12 protein-coding genes and 1 pseudogene are annotated in these 18,758 nt (G+C 63.9%); 7 read left to right on the top strand and 6 right to left on the bottom strand.

Annotation, left to right across the window (positions count from 1 at the left end):
- Window positions 1-1,033, bottom strand: a pseudogene (locus tag AC1DO7_RS09760) (glucan biosynthesis protein G); the annotation flags it as partial.
- A gap of 273 nt (window positions 1,034-1,306) precedes the next feature.
- On the opposite strand from AC1DO7_RS09760, the gene bglX reads away from it, so the two are divergent.
- Window positions 1,307-3,595, top strand: a complete 2,289-nt coding sequence (gene bglX / locus AC1DO7_RS09765) for a beta-glucosidase BglX (protein WP_477116053.1) — start codon at window positions 1,307-1,309, stop codon at window positions 3,593-3,595.
- Between the two features lie 142 nt (window positions 3,596-3,737).
- Here the strand turns inward: bglX and AC1DO7_RS09770 are convergent, their stop codons facing one another.
- The 3 genes from AC1DO7_RS09770 to acnA are packed head-to-tail and all read right to left on the bottom strand — an operon-like array spanning window position 3,738 to window position 8,055.
- On the bottom strand, window positions 3,738-4,475 hold the full coding sequence (locus AC1DO7_RS09770; RefSeq protein ID WP_477116049.1) for an ABC transporter substrate-binding protein: 738 nt from the start codon (window positions 4,473-4,475) through the stop codon (window positions 3,738-3,740).
- An 18-nt stretch (window positions 4,476-4,493) separates the two neighbouring features.
- Entirely contained in the window at window positions 4,494-5,390 is an 897-nt protein-coding gene (locus AC1DO7_RS09775) for a GntR family transcriptional regulator (protein WP_441621028.1), read from the bottom strand.
- A 28-nt stretch (window positions 5,391-5,418) separates the two neighbouring features.
- Window positions 5,419-8,055, bottom strand: a complete 2,637-nt coding sequence (acnA, locus tag AC1DO7_RS09780; RefSeq protein WP_477116050.1) for an aconitate hydratase AcnA — start codon at window positions 8,053-8,055, stop codon at window positions 5,419-5,421.
- Window positions 8,056-8,210: 155 nt separating this feature from the next.
- Between acnA and AC1DO7_RS09785 the strand changes: the two genes are divergently transcribed.
- Both AC1DO7_RS09785 and AC1DO7_RS09790 read left to right on the top strand, forming a co-directional pair.
- Complete coding sequence (locus tag AC1DO7_RS09785; protein ID WP_441621089.1) at window positions 8,211-9,362, top strand: lactonase family protein; 1,152 nt, start codon at window positions 8,211-8,213, stop codon at window positions 9,360-9,362.
- A 74-nt stretch (window positions 9,363-9,436) separates the two neighbouring features.
- Window positions 9,437-10,762 carry an MFS transporter gene (locus tag AC1DO7_RS09790; protein ID WP_441621031.1) on the top strand — a complete coding sequence of 442 codons (1,326 nt, stop codon included), beginning with the start codon at window positions 9,437-9,439 and terminating at the stop codon, window positions 10,760-10,762.
- Window positions 10,763-10,879: 117 nt separating this feature from the next.
- Here AC1DO7_RS09790 and AC1DO7_RS09795 read toward each other — a convergent pair whose 3' ends face one another.
- Window positions 10,880-12,070, bottom strand: a complete 1,191-nt coding sequence (locus tag AC1DO7_RS09795; RefSeq protein WP_441621033.1) for an MFS transporter — start codon at window positions 12,068-12,070, stop codon at window positions 10,880-10,882.
- Between the two features lie 185 nt (window positions 12,071-12,255).
- On the opposite strand from AC1DO7_RS09795, the gene AC1DO7_RS09800 reads away from it, so the two are divergent.
- Window positions 12,256-13,230, top strand: coding sequence for a GlxA family transcriptional regulator (locus AC1DO7_RS09800; RefSeq protein ID WP_441621035.1), 975 nt, complete (start codon window positions 12,256-12,258; stop codon window positions 13,228-13,230).
- Window positions 13,231-13,438: 208 nt separating this feature from the next.
- Here the strand turns inward: AC1DO7_RS09800 and AC1DO7_RS09805 are convergent, their stop codons facing one another.
- Window positions 13,439-14,266, bottom strand: coding sequence for a hypothetical protein (locus AC1DO7_RS09805; protein ID WP_441643482.1), 828 nt, complete (start codon window positions 14,264-14,266; stop codon window positions 13,439-13,441).
- Window positions 14,267-14,529: 263 nt separating this feature from the next.
- On the opposite strand from AC1DO7_RS09805, the gene AC1DO7_RS09810 reads away from it, so the two are divergent.
- The 3 genes from AC1DO7_RS09810 to AC1DO7_RS09820 all read left to right on the top strand — a co-directional run bounded on the left by AC1DO7_RS09810 (window position 14,530) and on the right by AC1DO7_RS09820 (window position 18,753).
- Window positions 14,530-15,588 (top strand): porin, encoded by a 1,059-nt coding sequence (locus AC1DO7_RS09810; RefSeq protein ID WP_441621039.1) that lies wholly within the window; start codon window positions 14,530-14,532, stop codon window positions 15,586-15,588.
- A gap of 228 nt (window positions 15,589-15,816) precedes the next feature.
- Window positions 15,817-17,004: an alpha/beta hydrolase gene (locus tag AC1DO7_RS09815; RefSeq protein ID WP_441621091.1), complete on the top strand. Its 1,188-nt coding sequence runs from the start codon at window positions 15,817-15,819 to the stop codon at window positions 17,002-17,004.
- A gap of 42 nt (window positions 17,005-17,046) precedes the next feature.
- Window positions 17,047-18,753 carry an AMP-binding protein gene (locus AC1DO7_RS09820; RefSeq protein WP_441621041.1) on the top strand — a complete coding sequence of 569 codons (1,707 nt, stop codon included), beginning with the start codon at window positions 17,047-17,049 and terminating at the stop codon, window positions 18,751-18,753.
- Window positions 18,754-18,758: the final 5 nt, after the last annotated feature.

Genomic DNA, 18,758 nt, shown 5'->3' on the forward strand with positions numbered 1-18,758 from the left:
GTCCAGTGCATCGTGTAGTCGGCCTGCAACGGCTGGCCCCTGGGCGGCAACTGGTCCGGCGTCCAGAAGGCGACCATGTTGTCGTTGGTTTCGTCCGGCGAGGGGATTTCCACGAGTTCGACCTTGCCCTTGCCCCAATTGCCCTGCGGTTCGATCCAGGCGCTCGGGCGCAGGTCATAGCGGTCCTTCAGGTCCTCATACGCGGAAAACTCGCGCCCGCGCTGGAGCAGCCCGAAGCCCCTTGGATTGGTCACCTGGAAGGTGCTGATGGCGAGGTTGCGCGGGTTGTTCAGCGGCCGCCACAGCCATTCGCCATTGCCCGCGTGGATGGCGAGACCGTTGGAGTCGTGCAGGGCCGGCCGGAAGTTGTGCGGATCGCGTTGCTGGTTCGGCCCGAACAGGAACATGCTGGTCAATGGCGCCACGCCGAGCTTGGCAACGGCTCCGCGCAGGAAGATACGCGCCTGCACCTTGAGGATCGTGTCCTCGCCCGGGATGAGGTCAAAGCGGTAGGCACCGGTGGCGCGTTGCGAGTCAAGCAGGGCGTAGAACACCAGGTGCTTGTCCTGCGGGTCGGGCCGTGCGATCCAGAACTCGCGGAAGGCCGGAAACTCTTCCGCCACCGGCATCCCGGTGTCGATGGCCAGGCCACGGCTGGACAGGCCGTACACCTGGTTCTTGCCGAGCACCCGGAAATAGCTCGCGCCCAGCACGCTCATGATCTCGTCGAGCTTGCCGGGGCGGTTGATCGGATACAGCACCCGGACTCGTTGATGCGAACCGGGCTGCTGAACTGCATGCCCTGGTGGTAGAAGCCCAGGCGGAACGGCGTGCCCTGGTCCTTCCACTCCATCGCGTCGGCTCGGGGCTGGATCTTGATGTAGTCGGCAAACTGCATCTGGCTGAACACGGGCGGCAGGTTGCTGACCGGCGCGGCATATGGCGTGTTGGCCAGCGTCCTGGCGCGCAGCGTCACGTCATCCAGGGAGAACGCGCAAGCCTGGGCGCCATACAGCAGCGCCCAGGCGGCCATGAGCGCGCCCAAGGCGGCTTGTTTCCTGGTACGTAACGACACGGCGATGGCGGCAAGAACCACGAAAATCTCCAGAAAATGCAACTTAAGTCATGCTGCCGCGGCACGTGCGGCGAAAGCCGCTGGCGTGGGGGCGGTAAACTGCGGGCACAGTGCAGAAAGATAACGTATTTCGCTTTGCACACCTCCGGAACCGGGGGAAGGCCCCAATCGCGGAGTGGCTGCCTGTCGCGCCGCATGGTCCCGTGGACACTTGGATAACTATTGATGAGAATGCTTTCTTCGCTGGTCCTGCTGGCCAGCCTGGCCTGTTCGTCGGCGCTTGCCGGTCCCGCATCGGATTCCCGCGGCGACAAGGACGCATTGATCGCCGATCTCATGAGCCGGATGACGCTCGAGGAAAAGATTGGCCAGATGCGCCTCATCAGCATCGGCGACGACATGCCGCAGCCCCAGTTGCTCAAGGAGATCGCGGCGGGACGGGTTGGCGGCACCTTCAATTCGGTACGGCGCCAGGACAACCGGCCGATGCAGGACGCGGCGGTCAAGCACAGCCGCCTGAAGATTCCCATCTTCTTTGCGTACGACGTGGTGCACGGGCACCGCACCATATTCCCGATCAGCCTGGGCCTCGCGTCGAGCTGGGATATGGAGGTAGTCGAGCAGGCCGCCCGTATCTCGGCCATCGAAGCCAGCGCGGACAGCCTCGACATGACCTTTGCGCCGATGCTCGATATTTCGCGGGATCCGCGCTGGGGGCGCACCTCAGAAGGATTCGGCGAAGATCCCTATCTCGTCTCGCTGTGCGCCCGGGCCAGCGTCAAGGGGTTGCAGGGAACCTCGCCGGCCAACGCCGACAGCGTGATGGCCGTCATCAAGCACTTCGCGCTATACGGGGCCGTGGAAGGCGGGCGCGACTACAACACGGTCGACATGAGCCCGCTGCGCATGTTCCAGGACTATCTGCCGCCGTACCGGGCCGGCATCGACGCCGGCGCCGGCGGAGTCATGATTGCGCTGAACTCGATCAACGGCGTGCCGGCCACCTCCAACAGGTGGCTGCTGCGGGACCTGTTGCGCAAGAACTGGGGGTTCAAGGGCATCACGGTGAGCGACCACGGGGCAATCGACGAACTGCCGCTGCATGGCGTGGCAAAGGACGGGCGCGAGGCCGCCAGGCTCGCCATCCAGGCCGGCGTCGATATGAGCATGCACGACTCGGCCTACCTGGGGTACCTGCCCGGGCTGGTGAAATCGGGCGAAGTCGCCATGCGCGACGTCGACGATGCGGTGCGCGAGGTGCTAGGCGCCAAGTACGACATGGGCCTGTTCCAGGACCCTTACCGGCGCATCGGTGTCGCGCAACAGGACCCGCCGGACGTCGACGCGGAGAGCCGCCTGCACCGGGCGGCGGCACGCGCCGCCGGGCGCAAGTCGCTGGTGCTGCTCGAGAACCGCGGTGGCACGCTGCCCCTGAAGAAGACCGCCACGGTTGCGGTCGTCGGGCCGCTGGCGGACGCGCCCATCGACATCATGGGGAGCTGGTCGGCGGCAGGCAAGTCCCAGCAATCGGTCACGCTGCTGCAAGGCATGCGCGATGCCGTTGGCGACAAGGGCCGCGTGGTCTATGCCCGCGGCGCGAACGTGACCGACGACGCCGAGGTGGTCGGGTACCTGAACTTCATGAACTGGGACAAGCCGGAGATCGTGCAGGACAAGCGTTCGCCGGGCGACATGATTGCCGAGGCCGTGGCGGCAGCGCGAAGCGCCGATGTGATCGTGGTGGCGGTGGGCGAGTCGCGCGGCATGTCGCACGAGGCGTCGAGCCGCACGAGCCTGTCGTTGCCGGGAAGCCAGGAAATCCTGCTCAAGGCGCTCAGGACGACCGGCAAGCCGCTGGTGGTGGTGCTGATGAACGGCCGCCCGCTGGATCTCAACTGGGAAAAGGCGAATGCCGACGCGCTGCTCGAAACCTGGTACGCCGGCACCGAGGGCGGCCACGCCATCGCCGACGTGCTGTTCGGCGACTACAATCCGGCGGGCAAGCTGCCCATTTCCTTCCCGCGCTCGCTCGGGCAGATTCCGACCTACTACAACCATCCGCGCATCGGGCGCCCGTTCGTGCAAGGCAAGCCAAGGAACTACACCTCCCAATATTTCGAGGAGCCGTCCGGCCCGCTGTACCCGTTCGGCTACGGCCTGAGTTATACGGAATTCAGCATGTCCGACGTCWCGCTGTCGAGCCGGACCATGCCACGCAATGGCCGGATCGAGGCCAGCGTGACCGTGAAGAACACCGGGCAGCGCGACGGCGAGGCAGTTGTCCAGCTTTATGTCCAGGATGTCGCGGCCTCCGTGGTCAGGCCGGTGAAGGAGTTGAAGGACTTCCGCAAGCTTGCGCTAAAGGCGGGTGAGGAGCGCGTGGTGCAATTCACCATCGATGAAGAGAAGCTGAAGTTCTTCAACGCGGCACTCGAGTATGTCGTCGAGCCGGGTGATTTCAATGTCCAGATCGGGCTCGACTCGCAAGCGGTGCGGGAACAGCGCTTCGCGCTCCAGTAGCATGCTGGTCCGCCTTGGCGGATCGCCTTCGGGCCTGCGGGACGCCGGTTCCCGCAGGGCAGGGCTTGAGGGATGTCCGCTCTGGCGTGTGGATTCAACCGGTTGAATCCGCACGGCGAAGCGGACGCTCGCGGCGCTTGCCTCAGGAAGGCGATGCCGGTGCGACCGTGGCCCCCTGGATTCCGTGGTGCCGCAACGCGGAAGCCACMATTCCCGAAGCTTTCATCTCTTCGATAAAATCCGCCAGGAAGGTGGCGGCTCGTTCACCGCGCGCCTTCGGAACACCCATGGCCTGGCGGATCACCATGAATCGCTCGCCCAGGAGACGCAACCCGGACAGCCCGGCAATGTCTGCCTCGAGCTGTTGCTTGACGCCGGCGGCCACGTCGAGGTTTTGTTCAAGGAAGGTCTTGACCACGGTGGGCGATGTTGGCGAGCGCACAATCTGCGCGTGCTGCAGTTCACGTGTCAGGTACAGGTCGTACGCACTGCCTTTGCCCACCACCACTTGCGTGCCGGCGCGGTCGACATCGGCATTGGTCCGCACCTCGGAATCATCGCGCACGAGGTAATAGCCCTCGATCAGGACATAGGGAGCAGTGAACGCAATGGCGGCGCCGCGCTTCGGATCGATGGCAAAGAAGCCCACGTCGGCCTGTTGATTCGACACGATATCGACAGACTTCCCCGCGGCGTCGACGACGACAAGCTCCAGCGGCACGCCAAGGCGCTCTGCGAGCGCATGCGCCAGGTCCACCGATACCCCGCCGGCACTCCCGTCGCCAGCACGGTGCGCGAGGATCGGATTGCCGAGATTGATCGAAGCACGCAATACCCCGGTGGGCGCGAAGGCGTCGAGCAGTTGCTTGTCTGCAGTCATGTTGTTCCAGTCGTGAAACTAAGGTTCGAGAATTTCGCTGATCCGGGCCAGCGCGGCAAGGGTGTGGTCAAGGTGTTCGCGCATGGCCTGGGACGCCTCCACGTTGCGTTCCCGCTCCAGCAACTCCAGCAGGTGCAAATGCTGCCTTGCATGCTCCTCATACCGTTCTCGATCACGCATCGAGCGGTAGGACAGGAGCCGGCGCACGCGATTGACGCGCCGGATCGCGTCAATGAAGAACGGGTTGCCCGAGGCCTCGACAAGCGATTCGTGAAAGCGGACGCCACGCTCATGCAGCTGGTCAGCCGTGTCCGTCTCGATGCCGCCGTTGAGCAGGTGGAGTTCTGCCGTGCGCAGCCTTTCGATGGTGCGCGCATCGAGTCGATAGCCAGGTTCGAGCAAGGCGGCCGGTTCGAGCGCCAGCCGCATCCGGTACGACTGGAGCAGCGAGTCAGGCGTGGTCAGCATCGTGGAGAACTCCCAGCCGTAGCCCGGCTTGCGTTCTCCCCAGCCCTCCTGTGCGATGCGTTTGAATACCGTGTTGAGCTGCGTGCTGGTCAGCCCGTAGCGCGTCCTGATGGCTTGCTCCGAGACTTCCGTGGGCAGTGAGCCTTTCAGCAGGTCTTCCGCAATCTGGAAATAGGCGGCACCGACGACGTCGGGCTCCGCCAGGCCCAGTTGCGAAGCAAGCTCCGTAGCCGGCGTGCTTACCGGCTGTGCGAGAAAGAATCCCCGGTTCTTCTCGCGCGTGAGAATGCCTTTCTCGTGCAGCAGCGCAAGCGCTTCGTTGACGGGAGAGCGCGAGACGCGCAGCTTGTCGGCCAGCATTTGTGCCGGAAGGTGAGCGCCGGCAGGCAGCCGCTCCGCCTGGATCAGTTCGACGATCTGCGTCGCGATGGATCTGTCGTGATTCATGATGTCCGAGCCGCCGGGGGAGGGGCAATCATGCCGTGGCAATGGCACCCCCCTGTTGTTCCAGCGTCTTGTGCAAGATCGATGGGATGACGCCACCGCGCCGCAGCAGATCGACTTCAAGCCGGGTTTCCACGGCAGCGGTGGCTTCGAATTCATCCACCATCCCGTCCCGGCGCACAATGCTGACCGGCACCTTGCAGCGTGGCGAGAGGTCTTGCGCAGGCGCGCCGATATGGACCTTGTCCCCAGGCTGGATTGCCAGTGCTTGCGGATCGACGCCCGAAGGCATGCGCAACGGCAGGATGCCCATGCCGATCAGGTTGGAGCGGTGGATTCTCTCGAAGCTTACCGCAATCACTGCCCGGATTCCCAAAAGGCGCTGGCCCTTGGCGGCCCAGTCGCGCGATGAGCCGGTGCCGTAACGTTCCCCGGCAATCAGCACCACCGACTCGCCATCCTGACGGTAACGCTGCGCCACCTCGAAGATCGGCAGGACGTCGCCGCTGGGCACGTGCACGGTATGCGCGGTCGGCGCATCCGGTCGCAGCAGGTTGACCAGCGTCTTGTTGTAGAACGCCGCGCGCATCATGACTTCCCAGTTGCCCCGGCGCGATGCGAAGACGTTCAGGTCGTTCCGGTCATCGCCACGGCTGACCAGAAAGTCGGCCACGAAGCTGTCTTTCGGGATCGCGCTGGCCGGGGAGATATGGTCCGTGGTGATGTCGTCACCGAGCACCAGCAGCGGCCATGCGTCGTAGTCACCGAGCTGGGAGCCCTGGTCGAGCGCGGCAAACGGAGGGCGCCGCAATGCCGTCGATCGTGCGTCCCACGGGTAGCGCGGCGCATCGGCCGATGGCAAGGCTGCCCATGCCGGATTACGCGACGCCATGGCGAACGCGCGCCCGTAGTCGGCAGGGTCGGTACCGTTTGCCAGCAGGGCCGCCACCTCCTCCCGCGTGGGCCACAGGTCCTTGAGGAATACGGAGGTGCCATCGGCTGCGATTTGTACCGGGTCCCGGCTCAGGTCGCGCTCGGCGTCGCCAGCCAGCGCGAACGCCACCACGAGCGGTGGCGACATGATGAAGCCCAGGTTCAGGTCGGGATGAATGCGGCCCGGGAAATTGCGGTTGCCCGACAGCATGGCCACCGGCCACGCCGATCCATTTGCGAGCACGTCGCGGATCCCGGGCGTCAGCGGGCCCGAATTTCCAATGCAGGTGGTGCAGCCGAAGCCGACGATGTCGAAACCCACGGCCGACAGATCGTCGGTCAGGCCGCTGCGTTCCAGGTAGGCAGCCGCGGCGGGCGATCCGGGGGCCAGCGAGGTCTTGATCCAGGGCGCCACCGACAGACCCAGCTTGCGCGCCTTGCGCGCCACCAGGCCGGCGGCCATCAGCAAGGCCGGATCTGAGGTGTTGGTGCAACTCGTGATGGCAGCGATGGCCACCGGGTAGCGGGGCATGTCGGCCTGCCGCTTGCCTTCGAACGGAAACCGCGCCAATGCCGCGGCGGTATCGGTATAGGAGAGCAGGTCCTGCGGCCGCCGGGGGCCGGCAATATGCATGCCGATGCTGGCCAGGTCCACTTCGATCACGCGCGTGTAGCGCGGCGTGGCGTGCGGGTCGAACCACAGTCCGGTGCGTCGCGCGTACTCGCCGGCCAGCGTCACGCTTTGCGCGGGGCGCCCCGTGGCGCGCAGGTAGGCCAGCGTCTGGTCGTCGATCGGGAAGAAGCCGGTGGTGGCCCCGTACTCTGGCGCCATGTTGGCCACCACGGACCGGTCTCCGGCCGTCAGCGTGGCGACACCGGGACCGAAGAACTCGACGAATTCGCCCGACACGCCGATCGCGCGCAGGCGCTGCGTGACCGTCAGCGCAAGGTCGGTGGACAGGACGCCGGGTGCCAGGGCATTGGTGAGTCGCACGCCAATGACATCGGGAATTCGTTGCATGACAGGCATGCCGAACATCACCGTCTGGGCTTCGAGTCCGCCCACCCCCCAGCCCAGTACGCCGATGCCGTTGATCATCGGGGTATGGCTGTCCGTACCGATCAGGGTGTCGGGCACCGCCCAGAGGTTTCCTTCGCGCTGCTGCGTGGCGACCACCGTGGCGAGTTGCTCAAGGTTGATCGTATGCATGATGCCCGTGCCCGGCGGGTGAATGCGCACACCGCGAAGGGCCTTCGATGCCCAGCGCAGGAAGCTGTAGCGCTCGGCATTGCGCTGACTCTCGATCTGCAGGTTCACACCTGCCGCGTCCGGTCGGGCGAACGCCTCGACGGCCAGCGAATGATCGACGGACGAGTCCACCGGCAGCACCGGATTGAGCGCGTTCGGATCCGCACCGGCTTCGGCAAGGGCGTCCCGCATCGCGGCGATGTCGACCAGGGCTGGGGTGCTCGTGGTGTCGTGCATCAAGACCCGGCCCGGCTGGAAGGCGATTTCCGCCTCGCTGGTGCCTGTGTCCAGCCACGCGACGATGGCGGAAATGGCATCTGCGCGCTCTTCGCCATCCATGTTGCGCGCCACGTTCTCCAGCAACAGGCGCAAGACCACGGGTAGCMGTGCCAGCGAGTCGCCCAGCATCGCCGGCAAATCCATGTGGCGATAAGTGAYGCCACCAGCGCAAAACTGGCCTTCGACGGGGAGGTAGGTGTTTTCCATGACTGAATATTGCACATGTTTACGTAAAAATGCAATCAAGCGGAAACCCCAATGACCCGCGGACTACAGGAGACAAGCCCTTGAAATCCCTCCCGCTCCGAGCTGTTCCTGCGCTGAATGCCCAGCGCCGCCGCCTGCTTGGCGGGGCGGTCGGCATGTCGGCTGTTTCAGCCCTTGGCCTGTATGCCAGCGCCGCGGATGCCGCCGCGGATGCCGCCGCGCCGGGGAGCCAGACCACATCCAAAGGAAACAACATGTACGCATACGTAGGATCGAGAACCACCCGTGAGCGCGACGCGCGAGGGGAGGGCATCAGCGTCTTCCGCATCGATTCGCTGACGGGGGCGCTGCAACTGACGCAGCTCGTCAAGGATCTCGTCAATCCGTCGTTCCTGGCCCTGAGCGGTAATGGCGAGCGTCTTTACGCGGTTCATGGCGACCTCAGCGACATCAGCGCCTTCGCGGTGGAAAAGGCCACCGGCAAGCTCGAATTCATCAATCGCCAGAGCACCCACGGCAAGAATCCGGTTCACCTCGCGATCGATCCGACAGGCAAGCACGTGGTGGTGTCGAACCATATCGGCGCAAGCCTCGCCGTCCTGCCGCTGCAAGCCGACGGCTCGCTCGGTGAAATGACGCAACTGGTGAAGCTCGACGGCCCGGTCGGCCCGCATCGCGTTGAGCAGAAGCAGGCCAAGCCGCACTTCAATCCGTTCGACCCGAGCGGCCAGTTTGTCGTGGTGCCCGACAAGGGGCTGGACCGTACCTTCACCTTTCGCTTTGCCGACGGCAAGCTCTCGCCGGCCGCGCCGGGTTTTGTCGAATCCCGCGAAACAGCGGGACCGCGCCACATCGCATTCCACCCCAATGGCCGCTTCGGCTATATCGTCAACGAGCTTGACTCGACTGTCACCACATACGCCTATGACGGAAACACCGGCGCATTGAAGCCGCTGCAAATCGCGTCCACCTTGCCCGATACGTTCACGGGCAACAGCCGTGCGTCGGAGATCGAAGTCGATGCGACGGGCCGCTTCGTCTATGCGTCCAACCGCGGCTACGACAGCATCGCCATCTTCCACATCGACCAGGCCACGGGTCATCTCCGCTTTGTCGATGCAGTAGCGTCGCAAGGCCGCACGCCGCGTTTCTTCGCATCGGCACCGGGCGGCCGCTACATGTACGTGCTGAACGAAGACAGCGACTCGATCGTCGCCATGCACATCGACAAGACCAGTGGCCGGCTCAAGCCAACAGGGTTCAGTGTGCAATCCGGCAGCCCCGTCTGCATGATCTTCTCCGCGTAACCGGCATGTCCCGGCCGCACAGCATTCCAGCAACGTCACCAACGCCGGGCAGTTCGAACGCCGGCGCACTCACCATGCCGAATTCCATCACCCTGGACGACGCGGCCATTGTCAGGAAGATTACCTGGCGGATCATCCCGTTCGTCTTCGTTCTCTACATCATTTCGTATCTGGACCGCGCGAACATCGGATATGCCGCGCTGCAGATGAACAGGGAGCTGGCACTGAGCAGCGAAGCGTTTGGCTTTGTGTCGGGCATCTTCTTCATCGGATACTTTCTCTTCGAGGTACCCAGCAATGTGATGCTCAACAAGTTCGGAGCGCGGCGATGGATTGCACGAATCCTGGTGACGTGGGGCGCGGTGGCGGTAGCCACTGCGTTCGTGCAGACCGCGCAACAACTCTACGTCCTGCGTTTCCTGCTCGGCGTTGCCGAAGCGGGCTTCTTTCCCGGCATCATCGTCTACCTGACGCACTGGTTCCGCGCGAAGGAGCTGGCAACGACGGTCGCCTTGTTCACGGCGGCGATTCCGGTGTCCTACATCATCGGCGCGCCGCTAAGCACGTGGATCATGGACAACGTGCACTGGATGCAGTGGAGCGGATGGCGCTGGATGCTGTTGCTGGAGGGCGCGCCGGCAGTCCTCGGTGGCGTGCTCTGCTACCTGTACCTGACCGATCGGCCGGCCGACGCCAGATGGCTGACCGACGCCGAGAAGCAATGGCTCAACGATGAACTCGAACGCGACAGGCAGGCGCGTCCGCAGGCGGTTCACCTGAGCACGATGAAGGTGATGCGCAACCCCAGGGTGCTGTACCTGGCCTTCATCTACTTTGTCTACCAGTGCGGCAGCCTGGGCGTCGGCTACTGGATGCCGCAGATCATCAAGAGCTTCTCGGCGAACCTGACGCATACACAGATCGGCGTCATCGCGATGGTGCCCTACCTGTTCGCCACCATCGTCATGATTTTCTGGTCGCGCAGTTCCGATCGCAGGAACGAACGGCGGCTGCACTCGGCGTTGCCGCTGGCGGTTGCCGCGGCATCGCTGGTCGGGGCAGGGGTGCTGACGGATCCTTACATGGCCATCGCGCTGATCGGCGTGAGCCTGGCCGGCCTCTACGCGTTCAAGTCGCCCTTCTGGGCGCTGCCTACGTTGTTCCTGACACGCTCCACGGCAGCCGTGTCGATCGCGGTGATCAACTCGATCGGCAACCTCGGGGGATTCGCAGGCCCGTTCGCCATCGGCTATATCAAGGGCCAAAGTCACAGCGCCGCCACGGGCCTGCTGTTCCTCGCCAGCCTGCTGGTGGTTGCCTTCCTGATGGCCTTCTTCATCCGGATCGCGGAGGCCCGCTCCACGGAGGATGTTCCCGCGGCGTCTGCCCAGACGCCGTAGTCCCGCCGCCGGCGGTATGCGAATGGCGTGAAGGATCGGGTACGGCCAGCCGCCATCCGGCCGCGCGCCATAAGCGTTGGTTGTGGCGGTGCTTGAGAGCGAGGCGGCGTCGACGAATCAGGCAGGTTCGATCTCGCTACCAGCTGAAGCACGATGCTGCGCACGCGGCCGCGCCATGCAACGATGCGCGGCCGTGGCAAGAACGAATGCCACCGCAATCAACGCGGCCGCGACGAGACTCAGGTACCGCGCGCCTATCGATCGGAGCACTACACCGCCAAGCACGCCCGAGCAGGCAAGTCCGATATAAGTGGCCGTATTGTTCAGGGCAAGCAGCAGCGGCGCCACATGCGGCGACAGTTGCACGAGACGGTGCTGTTGCGGAACGATAAGCCCCCACCCGCATACCCCCCAGACGATCAGCGCAACGATAGCGCCAAGCGCATGCGCAGAGGTCCACGGCAGCACACAGAAATTGATGATGGCGATCCATAGCATCGCATTGATGATGTTGCGGCTCTGGAATCGGTCCACGAGACGGCCGGACATCAGGTTCCCGACCGTCGCGGCGACGCCCCACAACAGGAACATCCCCGCGAGAATGCGTTCATCGCCGTGCGTCACGGCCTCCAGCACCACGCCCGCATACGTGTAGACCATCAGGAACCCGCCGAACGCGAATAAGGAAGTCAGCAAGGTAAGCGCGATGCGCATGTCGCGCACGGGCGCAAGCCGCTCTCGCAACCTGACGGACGCGGGCAGGGGAACGGAGGGCAGCATCGTCCAGACGCCGATCATCGCCACAATCCCGAGCGCCGTGACGAACCAGAGGGTTGTCCTCCAGCTGCCGAATCCGCCGATAAAAGTCCCTATTGGCGAACCGAGCGCCGTGGCTCCCGTGAGGCCCGCCGTTACCGTGGCCAGCGCGCGGCCGCGTTTTTCAGGTGTGGCAATTGCCGAGGCAACGCCCAATGCAGTTGGAGAAAACAGCGCGGCGCCAAATCCTGCCAGGGCCCGGCTCACCAGGACCCAGTGCAAGTCGGTGGCGAGCGCACTGATCGCGTTGCCGACGACAAAAATCCCAAGCGCCGAAACGAGCAGAAGCTTGCGCGGCAAGTCGCCCGCCACGGCTGCCATCACTGGCGCAGCCACCGCATAGGTCAGCGCGTAGAACGTAACCATGAGGCCAGCCAGGCTGACGGATGTATGCAGCGAGGCCGCCACACCTGGAAGGATACCGGCGACGACAAAGTTGTCGGTACCCATTGCGAACATGCCAAGCGCCAGTATCAGTAGTCGACGATCCATACGAAGGTTCTTTGCGAAACGCGGTTGGGGGACGGCCTGCGAGGCGGCGTGTCGCCGCGGAGTTGGTACGCAGTCCCGGCCTCCGGCCCGGCCGGCTTTTTGACTGCCAGTCGATCATAATCGTCGTTGACCGCGTCTCAAATGTCATATATACGTCCAATTCAGGACGTGAAACAGGGTGCCCCATGCACACGATCGGCTTTGTCGTATTCCCGAACTTCTATCTGATGGGCTTGGCGGCAGTCACCGCGTTCGAGCTGGCAAACGTCGTACTCGAAGAGCGGGCGTACGACGTGACAGTTCTGTCGGAGGGGGGAGGACTGGTGTCGTCGTCGGCAGGCATCCGCGTCGAGTCGCAGCCCTTCGGCGATGCCGCATTCGACACAGTCATGTTCGGCTCTGGCGTCGAGATTGACATCGTTTCCGCGGCATTGACTGCATTCGTCAGGCGCTCGCTGAAGACGTCGAGGCGGATCGCGGCGCCGTGCACAGGCGCCTTCATCCTGGCGCAAGCGGGCGTCCTGGATGGCCGGCGCGCGACCACCCATTGGCGGTTCGCACACGATCTGCAGTGCCGCTTTCCGAAGATCGCTGTCGAGGAGGACCAGATTTTCATCGTGGACGGACCGATCTGGACGTCCGCGGGCATGACGGCGACGATCGACATGGCGCTCGCCATGATTGAAAAGGACCATGGCCAGGACGTCTCGCGCACGGTAGCGCGCAAGCTTGTCATCTATCACCGGCGCGCGGGCGGCCAGTCGCAGTTTTCGACATTGCTTGACCTCGACCCGAAGTCCGACAGGATCCAGAAGGCCATCGACTACGCGAACGCCAATTTGCGTAACGCATTGACGGTCGACGAACTTGCCGATGTCGCCGGGCTAAGCCCGCGCCAGTTCAGCCGGGCATTCAGCGCGGAGACCGGTCAATCGCCCGCCAAGGCCGTCGAGCATCTGCGCGTGGAAGCCGCGAGGCTTTTGCTGGAAAAGGGGCGTCTTTCGCTGGACGTGATCGCGCACGAAGTGGGTCTATCCGACCGGGAGCGCATGAGGCGCGCATTCGTGCGCACCATCGGGCAGCCGCCCCAGGCTGTCCGTCGCTTGAGCAGGGACATTCGTGGATCGGTTCTGCACGCCGACCAGGGAGATGCGTACTGAGCGCAACGACGTGCGAATCGCTGCCAGGCCGGCAAAAGACGCTGGCACAGCGGAGAGGACCACCGTCATCGTGCCGCAGGCGGGAGGTCGTGCTTGCAGTGGCGCGGGCGCATGCCGGGATCGGCACGCGTTCCTACGCCGGCTAGCGGTCAATCGACACTTGCAATGCATGAGCTGGAAAGAGCAGGGAGGCAAACCTCCCTGTCCATCAGCCTAACGTCGCACCCTGGGTCGCGCTGGGAACTTCGCTACCCGGCATGGCATCGGGCAGCTCGTGTTGCGGCCCACCCACTTCAGGCTGGACACGCTTTGCCGAGTGGGATACATGGTCCTCGGATTTTCCGGAGACATACTCGCGCCAGACGAGAGGAAGGATGCCGCCGTGACGCCAGTATTCAACTTCCTCGCCGGTATCGAGCCGGATCGTCAATGGCACGTTGATCGTCGTCCCATTGCTGCGATGGATGATCGCCTCTATGCGGCCGGAGATATCGAGGCGGTCCGCCAGCGCGAGGATATCGATCGTCTCGCTCCCGTCGAGCGCGAGCGATTCCGCCGTGGTGCCTGCCTCGAACTGCAAGGGGAGCACGCCCATGCCGACCAGGTTGGTGCGGTGAATCCGCTCGAAGCTTTCGGCGATCACCGCCTTCACGCCGAGCAATGCAACGCCCTTGGCCGCCCAGTCACGCGATGAGCCGCAACCATAGTTCTTGCCGGCAATGATCGCGAGCGGGACATCTCGCTTCAGGTATTCGGTGGCCGCCTCGTAGACGCGCATCTGCGTGCCGTCCGGCATCAGCCTCGTGACGCCGCCTTCCACGCCCGGCACGATGTGGTTGCGCAAGCGGATATTGGCAAACGTCGCACGCACCGCGAGGTCGTGGTTCCCACGGCGTGTCGTGTAGTTATTGAAGTCGCGCTTCTCGATGCCCTTTGCAAGGAGGAAGTCGGCAGCCGGTGTGCCGATGCTGATCGCGCCAGACGGCGAGATATGGTCGGTAGTCACCGAATCACCAAGGATGACCAGGGGCCGCATGCCCTTGATATCCTGAAGGGGCGCTGCGTCTCGCGACAGGTTGTCGAAGTACGGTGGCCTGCGGACATAGGGCGAGAGTTCATGCCACCGTGCGTCTAGGGAATACCATTATTTGACTGGGTATCAAAAATCCCGTAACTTTAATTGTGTGCATATCAATTTCAGTCGTCGGTGGATTCGGAACCGCTGAGTGACGGATAGCGTTGGGCGGCACATCGTGGGCCAACGCTCGGCCACGATCCAAGATCAATTACGGAGGAGAAATGAAACGGAGCCTGGCCATCGCCGGTGCGCTGCTAGCGACCGGTGCGACCGCGCACGCCCAATCGTCTGTCACGCTGTACGGCGTGGCGGATGCGGGCATCGAATATCTGAACCACGTGCCGAATGCTGCAAAACAGAGTTCGAGCCTCGTGCGCATGACGTCGGGCAACATTGCCGGTAGCCGCTGGGGGATGCGTGGTGTCGAGGACCTTGGTGGCGGTCTGAAGGGGATCTTCCTGCTGGAAGGCGGGATGGTGCTCGATTCCGGGGCGGCGGCACAGGGCGGGCGGCTGTTCGGGCGCCGGGCGTATGTCGGGCTCGATACACCGTACGGGCAGGTCACGATGGGGCGGCATCACAACCTGACATTCGACCTGGTCATCGGCTTCGATCCGATGTTCTTCGCGCCCAAGTATTCGTCGTACTCGCACGATACGTGGCTGGCAGGCCGTACCGATAACGCGGTGAAGTACACCGGCAAGTTCGGCGCGCTGACGGCGTCGGCGCTGTACAGCTTCGGCGTGGACTCCACGATTGCGAACGGTTCGGAAGTGCCGGGCAACAGCAGGGTTGGCCGCGAGATGAGCGCGGGGTTCTCGTACGACATGGGCAGATTCCGCCTGGCCGGCGTCTACGACCAGCTCAACGGTACATCCGCTGCCACCGCGGGGCGAACTGAGCGTCGCTATGTAGCCTCGGCCGCAGGCGACTTCGGTCCGGTGTCAGCGTACTTTGGCTATCGGCGTCTGGTCAGCCAGATCCTGTCGTCAATGACGCGTACCGATCTGTTCTGGACGGGGGTGACCTACAACTTCGGCCAGGCATTCGCCTTGACCGGCGCGGTCTACAAGACCAACGACCGCACATCGGCGAAGGACCCGATGTCGATCGTTCTGTCGGCGGACTATCGTTTCTCGAAGCGCACCGATGCCTATCTGTCGACGTCATATACGCTGAACAAGGGCGGTTCCGCACTGGGCGCAAACGGGTATGACGGCTCGGTGATCGCGGGTGCCAACCAGTTTGGCGCCGTGATCGGTTTGCGGCACAACTTCTGAGCCTTGCGTCAACTGGCGCGCCGGCCAGGTCGCGCCTTGAGGCGTGCCGCATCCGTGGCACGCTCTTTTTTCATGAGTCCGGGCAGCCATTCCAAAATTATTTGACAGCATATCAAATAGATACTAGATTATTGAGACGGTAGCATTTACCAAGGAGACAGCGTGACTGAACAAGACAAGCCGCAGGTGACGGCAGGGATGCGAGGCGCATCGTGGGACGCCCGCCTGATGAACCGCTCATATCAGATGGTGCCCTACGCGCTAGGCACGGCCGACGGCCAACGCACGCTTGGCTTCCTGTTCAGCGTGACCGGCAAGGAGAAGACCGTCGTCTCGCTGATGCATCCGCGCGAGATGGCCATCACGCATTACCTCGTGCCGTTCGTTCTCGATGCGGGCTGCGCCTGCTGGGTGCAGGGGCCGCGTTCGATAGGCAACGACTTGCGCCTGGAACACGAGGTCGCGCTGTTCGATGTGGCCGCCGGCATGACGCACCTGCGCGAACTGGGCTACGAGAAACTCGTGATGCTCGGCAACTCTGGCGGCGCCGGGCTCTACACGTTCTACAACCAGCAGGCGCTGACCCCGCGTGAGACGCGCATCGCCCGCACGCCGGGCGGACGACCGACGAATCTGGGCGAACTGCACATGCCGGAGGTCGATGCCTTCATCCTGGTGTCGCCCCATCCGGGCCAGGGCAAGCTGCTGATGAGCAGCATCGATCCGTCCGTCATCGACGAGAGCGATCCGATGCAGACAGACCCCACGCTCGATCCGTTCGCGAAAGCCAATGGCTTCGATGTGGAAACGGGGAAGGGCAGTTATGCGCCCGCGTTCATCGAACGCTACCAGGCTGCGCAAACCGCCCGCGTGGCACGCATCGACGAGCGCGCAAAGGCGATGCTGCGCGCCAAGCACGAAGCACGAAAGAAGATCAAGGCAGGCAGCGCCACGGAGGCCGATCGCCGCCTGGCCGCCCATGCCCCGATCTTCCAGGTCTGGCGTACCGATGCCGACCTGCGGTCGTGGGACATCGCGCTGGACCCGTCGGACCGCAAGACCGGATCGCTATGGGGCAAGGACCCGTTTATATCGAACTGGGGCAGCGTGGGCTTCGGCCGCACCGTGACGCCGGAATCGTGGCTTTCCACATGGTCCGGCCTGTCGTCGAATGCCGCACTGGACAGGACGCTCGGTGCGCTGCATCAGCCGACACTGTTGCTCGAATACACGGGCGACCAGTGCACCTTTCCCGCCGACATCCGCGCGATCTACGACCAGATCCCGGCGCCGCACAAGCGCCACGTCCGCGTGCGCGGCAACCACCACGGCATGGCCCTCAGCCGTGAGGAGGAAGCGGGGCAGCGTATTGCAGGCCGACTCATCGTCGAGTGGCTCCGCGAAACGATGGTTTGAGCCAGATTGCAGGAACAAAGACAAATACAGAGGTAGACAGATATGCTGCAACCCACCCATTTGCGCCCGTCAGTGCTGCTCGACGGCGTGCGCTACCCCGACGAAAGCCGCCTGCGCCAGTACGTGGCGGAAGGCTATCTGACCGGCGAAACGCTGGTTGGCGCCTTCCGCCAGTCATTTCGCGACAATAAGGATCGCCTGGCCCTGGTCGGCCCCGAGGGGGAATTCACATATCAGGCGCTCGACGAGCAGACCGATCGGCTCGGTGCCGCGTTGCTGGCACTCGGACTCAGGCCGCTTGACCGCGCCATCTTCCAGTGCGGCAACAGCAACGAATTGYTGCTGGCCTTCTTCGGCTGCCTGAAGGCCGGCATTATTCCGTTGTGCTCGCTGCAGGCGTTCCGCAAGCTCGAAATCGGCTATCTGGGCAAGCTGTGCGAAGCGCGGCTGCACTTTGTGCAGGGCGATGATCCCAAGTTCGATGATGTGGCCTTTGCCGAGGAAATGCAGGCCGAGGTGCCGAGCCTCAAGATCATCCTGCAGGCCCGGGGGGTACGCCGTGGCCGCGCTGTGTTGCTGGCCGACCTGATCCGCGACATGCCGCTGGCGCGCGCCCGGGAAGTACTGGCCGATGTGAAGCACGAGCCGTTCCAGGCCGCCGTGTTCCAGTTGTCAGGCGGCACCACCGGCGTGCCCAAGATCATCCCGCGCTTCCAGAACGAGTACCTGTACAACATGCGCGCGGTGGCAACGTGCAACGGCTACACCCGCGAAGACGTGCTGTTCTTCCCAACGCCGTACATGCACAACCTCAATATGGGTTGCTTCTTCGGCCCGTTCCTGCTGAGCGGCGCGAAGGTGACGGTGGCGCCCGATATCTCGGATGACACACTGCAGGCGCTGGTCCGCGACTACGAACCGACCTGGTTTGGCGTGGCCGGGCCGATCCTGAACCGCATCGCGCCGGCACTGCTGCGCGGCACGGCCGCCGACAAGGCGCGGCGCAACTTCATCGCGCCCAAGAACGCCGCCAATCTGACGCGTCTGACGGGCTCGCCTACGCACCATATCTTCGGCATGACCGAAGGCGTGATCATGTTCACGCGGCCGGATGATCCGCAGGAGATCCGCGACCAGTCGATCGGCCACCCGGTGTCCGCCGCCGACGAGGTGCGGATCGTGCACCCGGGCACCGAAGACGTCGTCGCCGACGGCGAGCCAGGCGAAGCGCTGTTTCGCGGCCCCTATACGATCGGTGGCTACTACAAGTCCGAACAGGAAGACGTCGCGCGCTTTACCGCCGACGGCTTCTACCGCTCGGGCGACCTGATGTCGTCAAGCGTGGTCGACGGCAAGCGCTATTACTTCTTCCGTGGCCGCATCAAGGATGTGGTGGATCGTGGCGGCGAGAAGATCAACGCTGAAGAGCTCGAGAACGTCATCAACCAGCATCCCGCGATCCTGGCTTGCGCCGTGGTAGGCATGCCCGACAAGGTCTACGGCGAGCGCGTCTGTGCCTTTGTGCAGCTCAAGCCCGCCGCCGCCGCGGCTGGCTTGACGCTGCCGGCGCTGACCGGATACCTGCAGGACGCCGGGCTGGCCAAGTTCAAGTGGCCGGAGCGCCTGGAAATCATCCCGGAGTTTCCACTCACCGCCTCGGGCAAGCTCAGCAAGGTGCTGCTGCGCGACCACATCGTGCAAGTCCTGCAGGCCGAGGCCGCAACAAGCATTGTTCAGCAAGCCAAGTGACGAAG

It is taken from the genome of Cupriavidus sp. 05N40 (genome assembly GCF_056397305.1).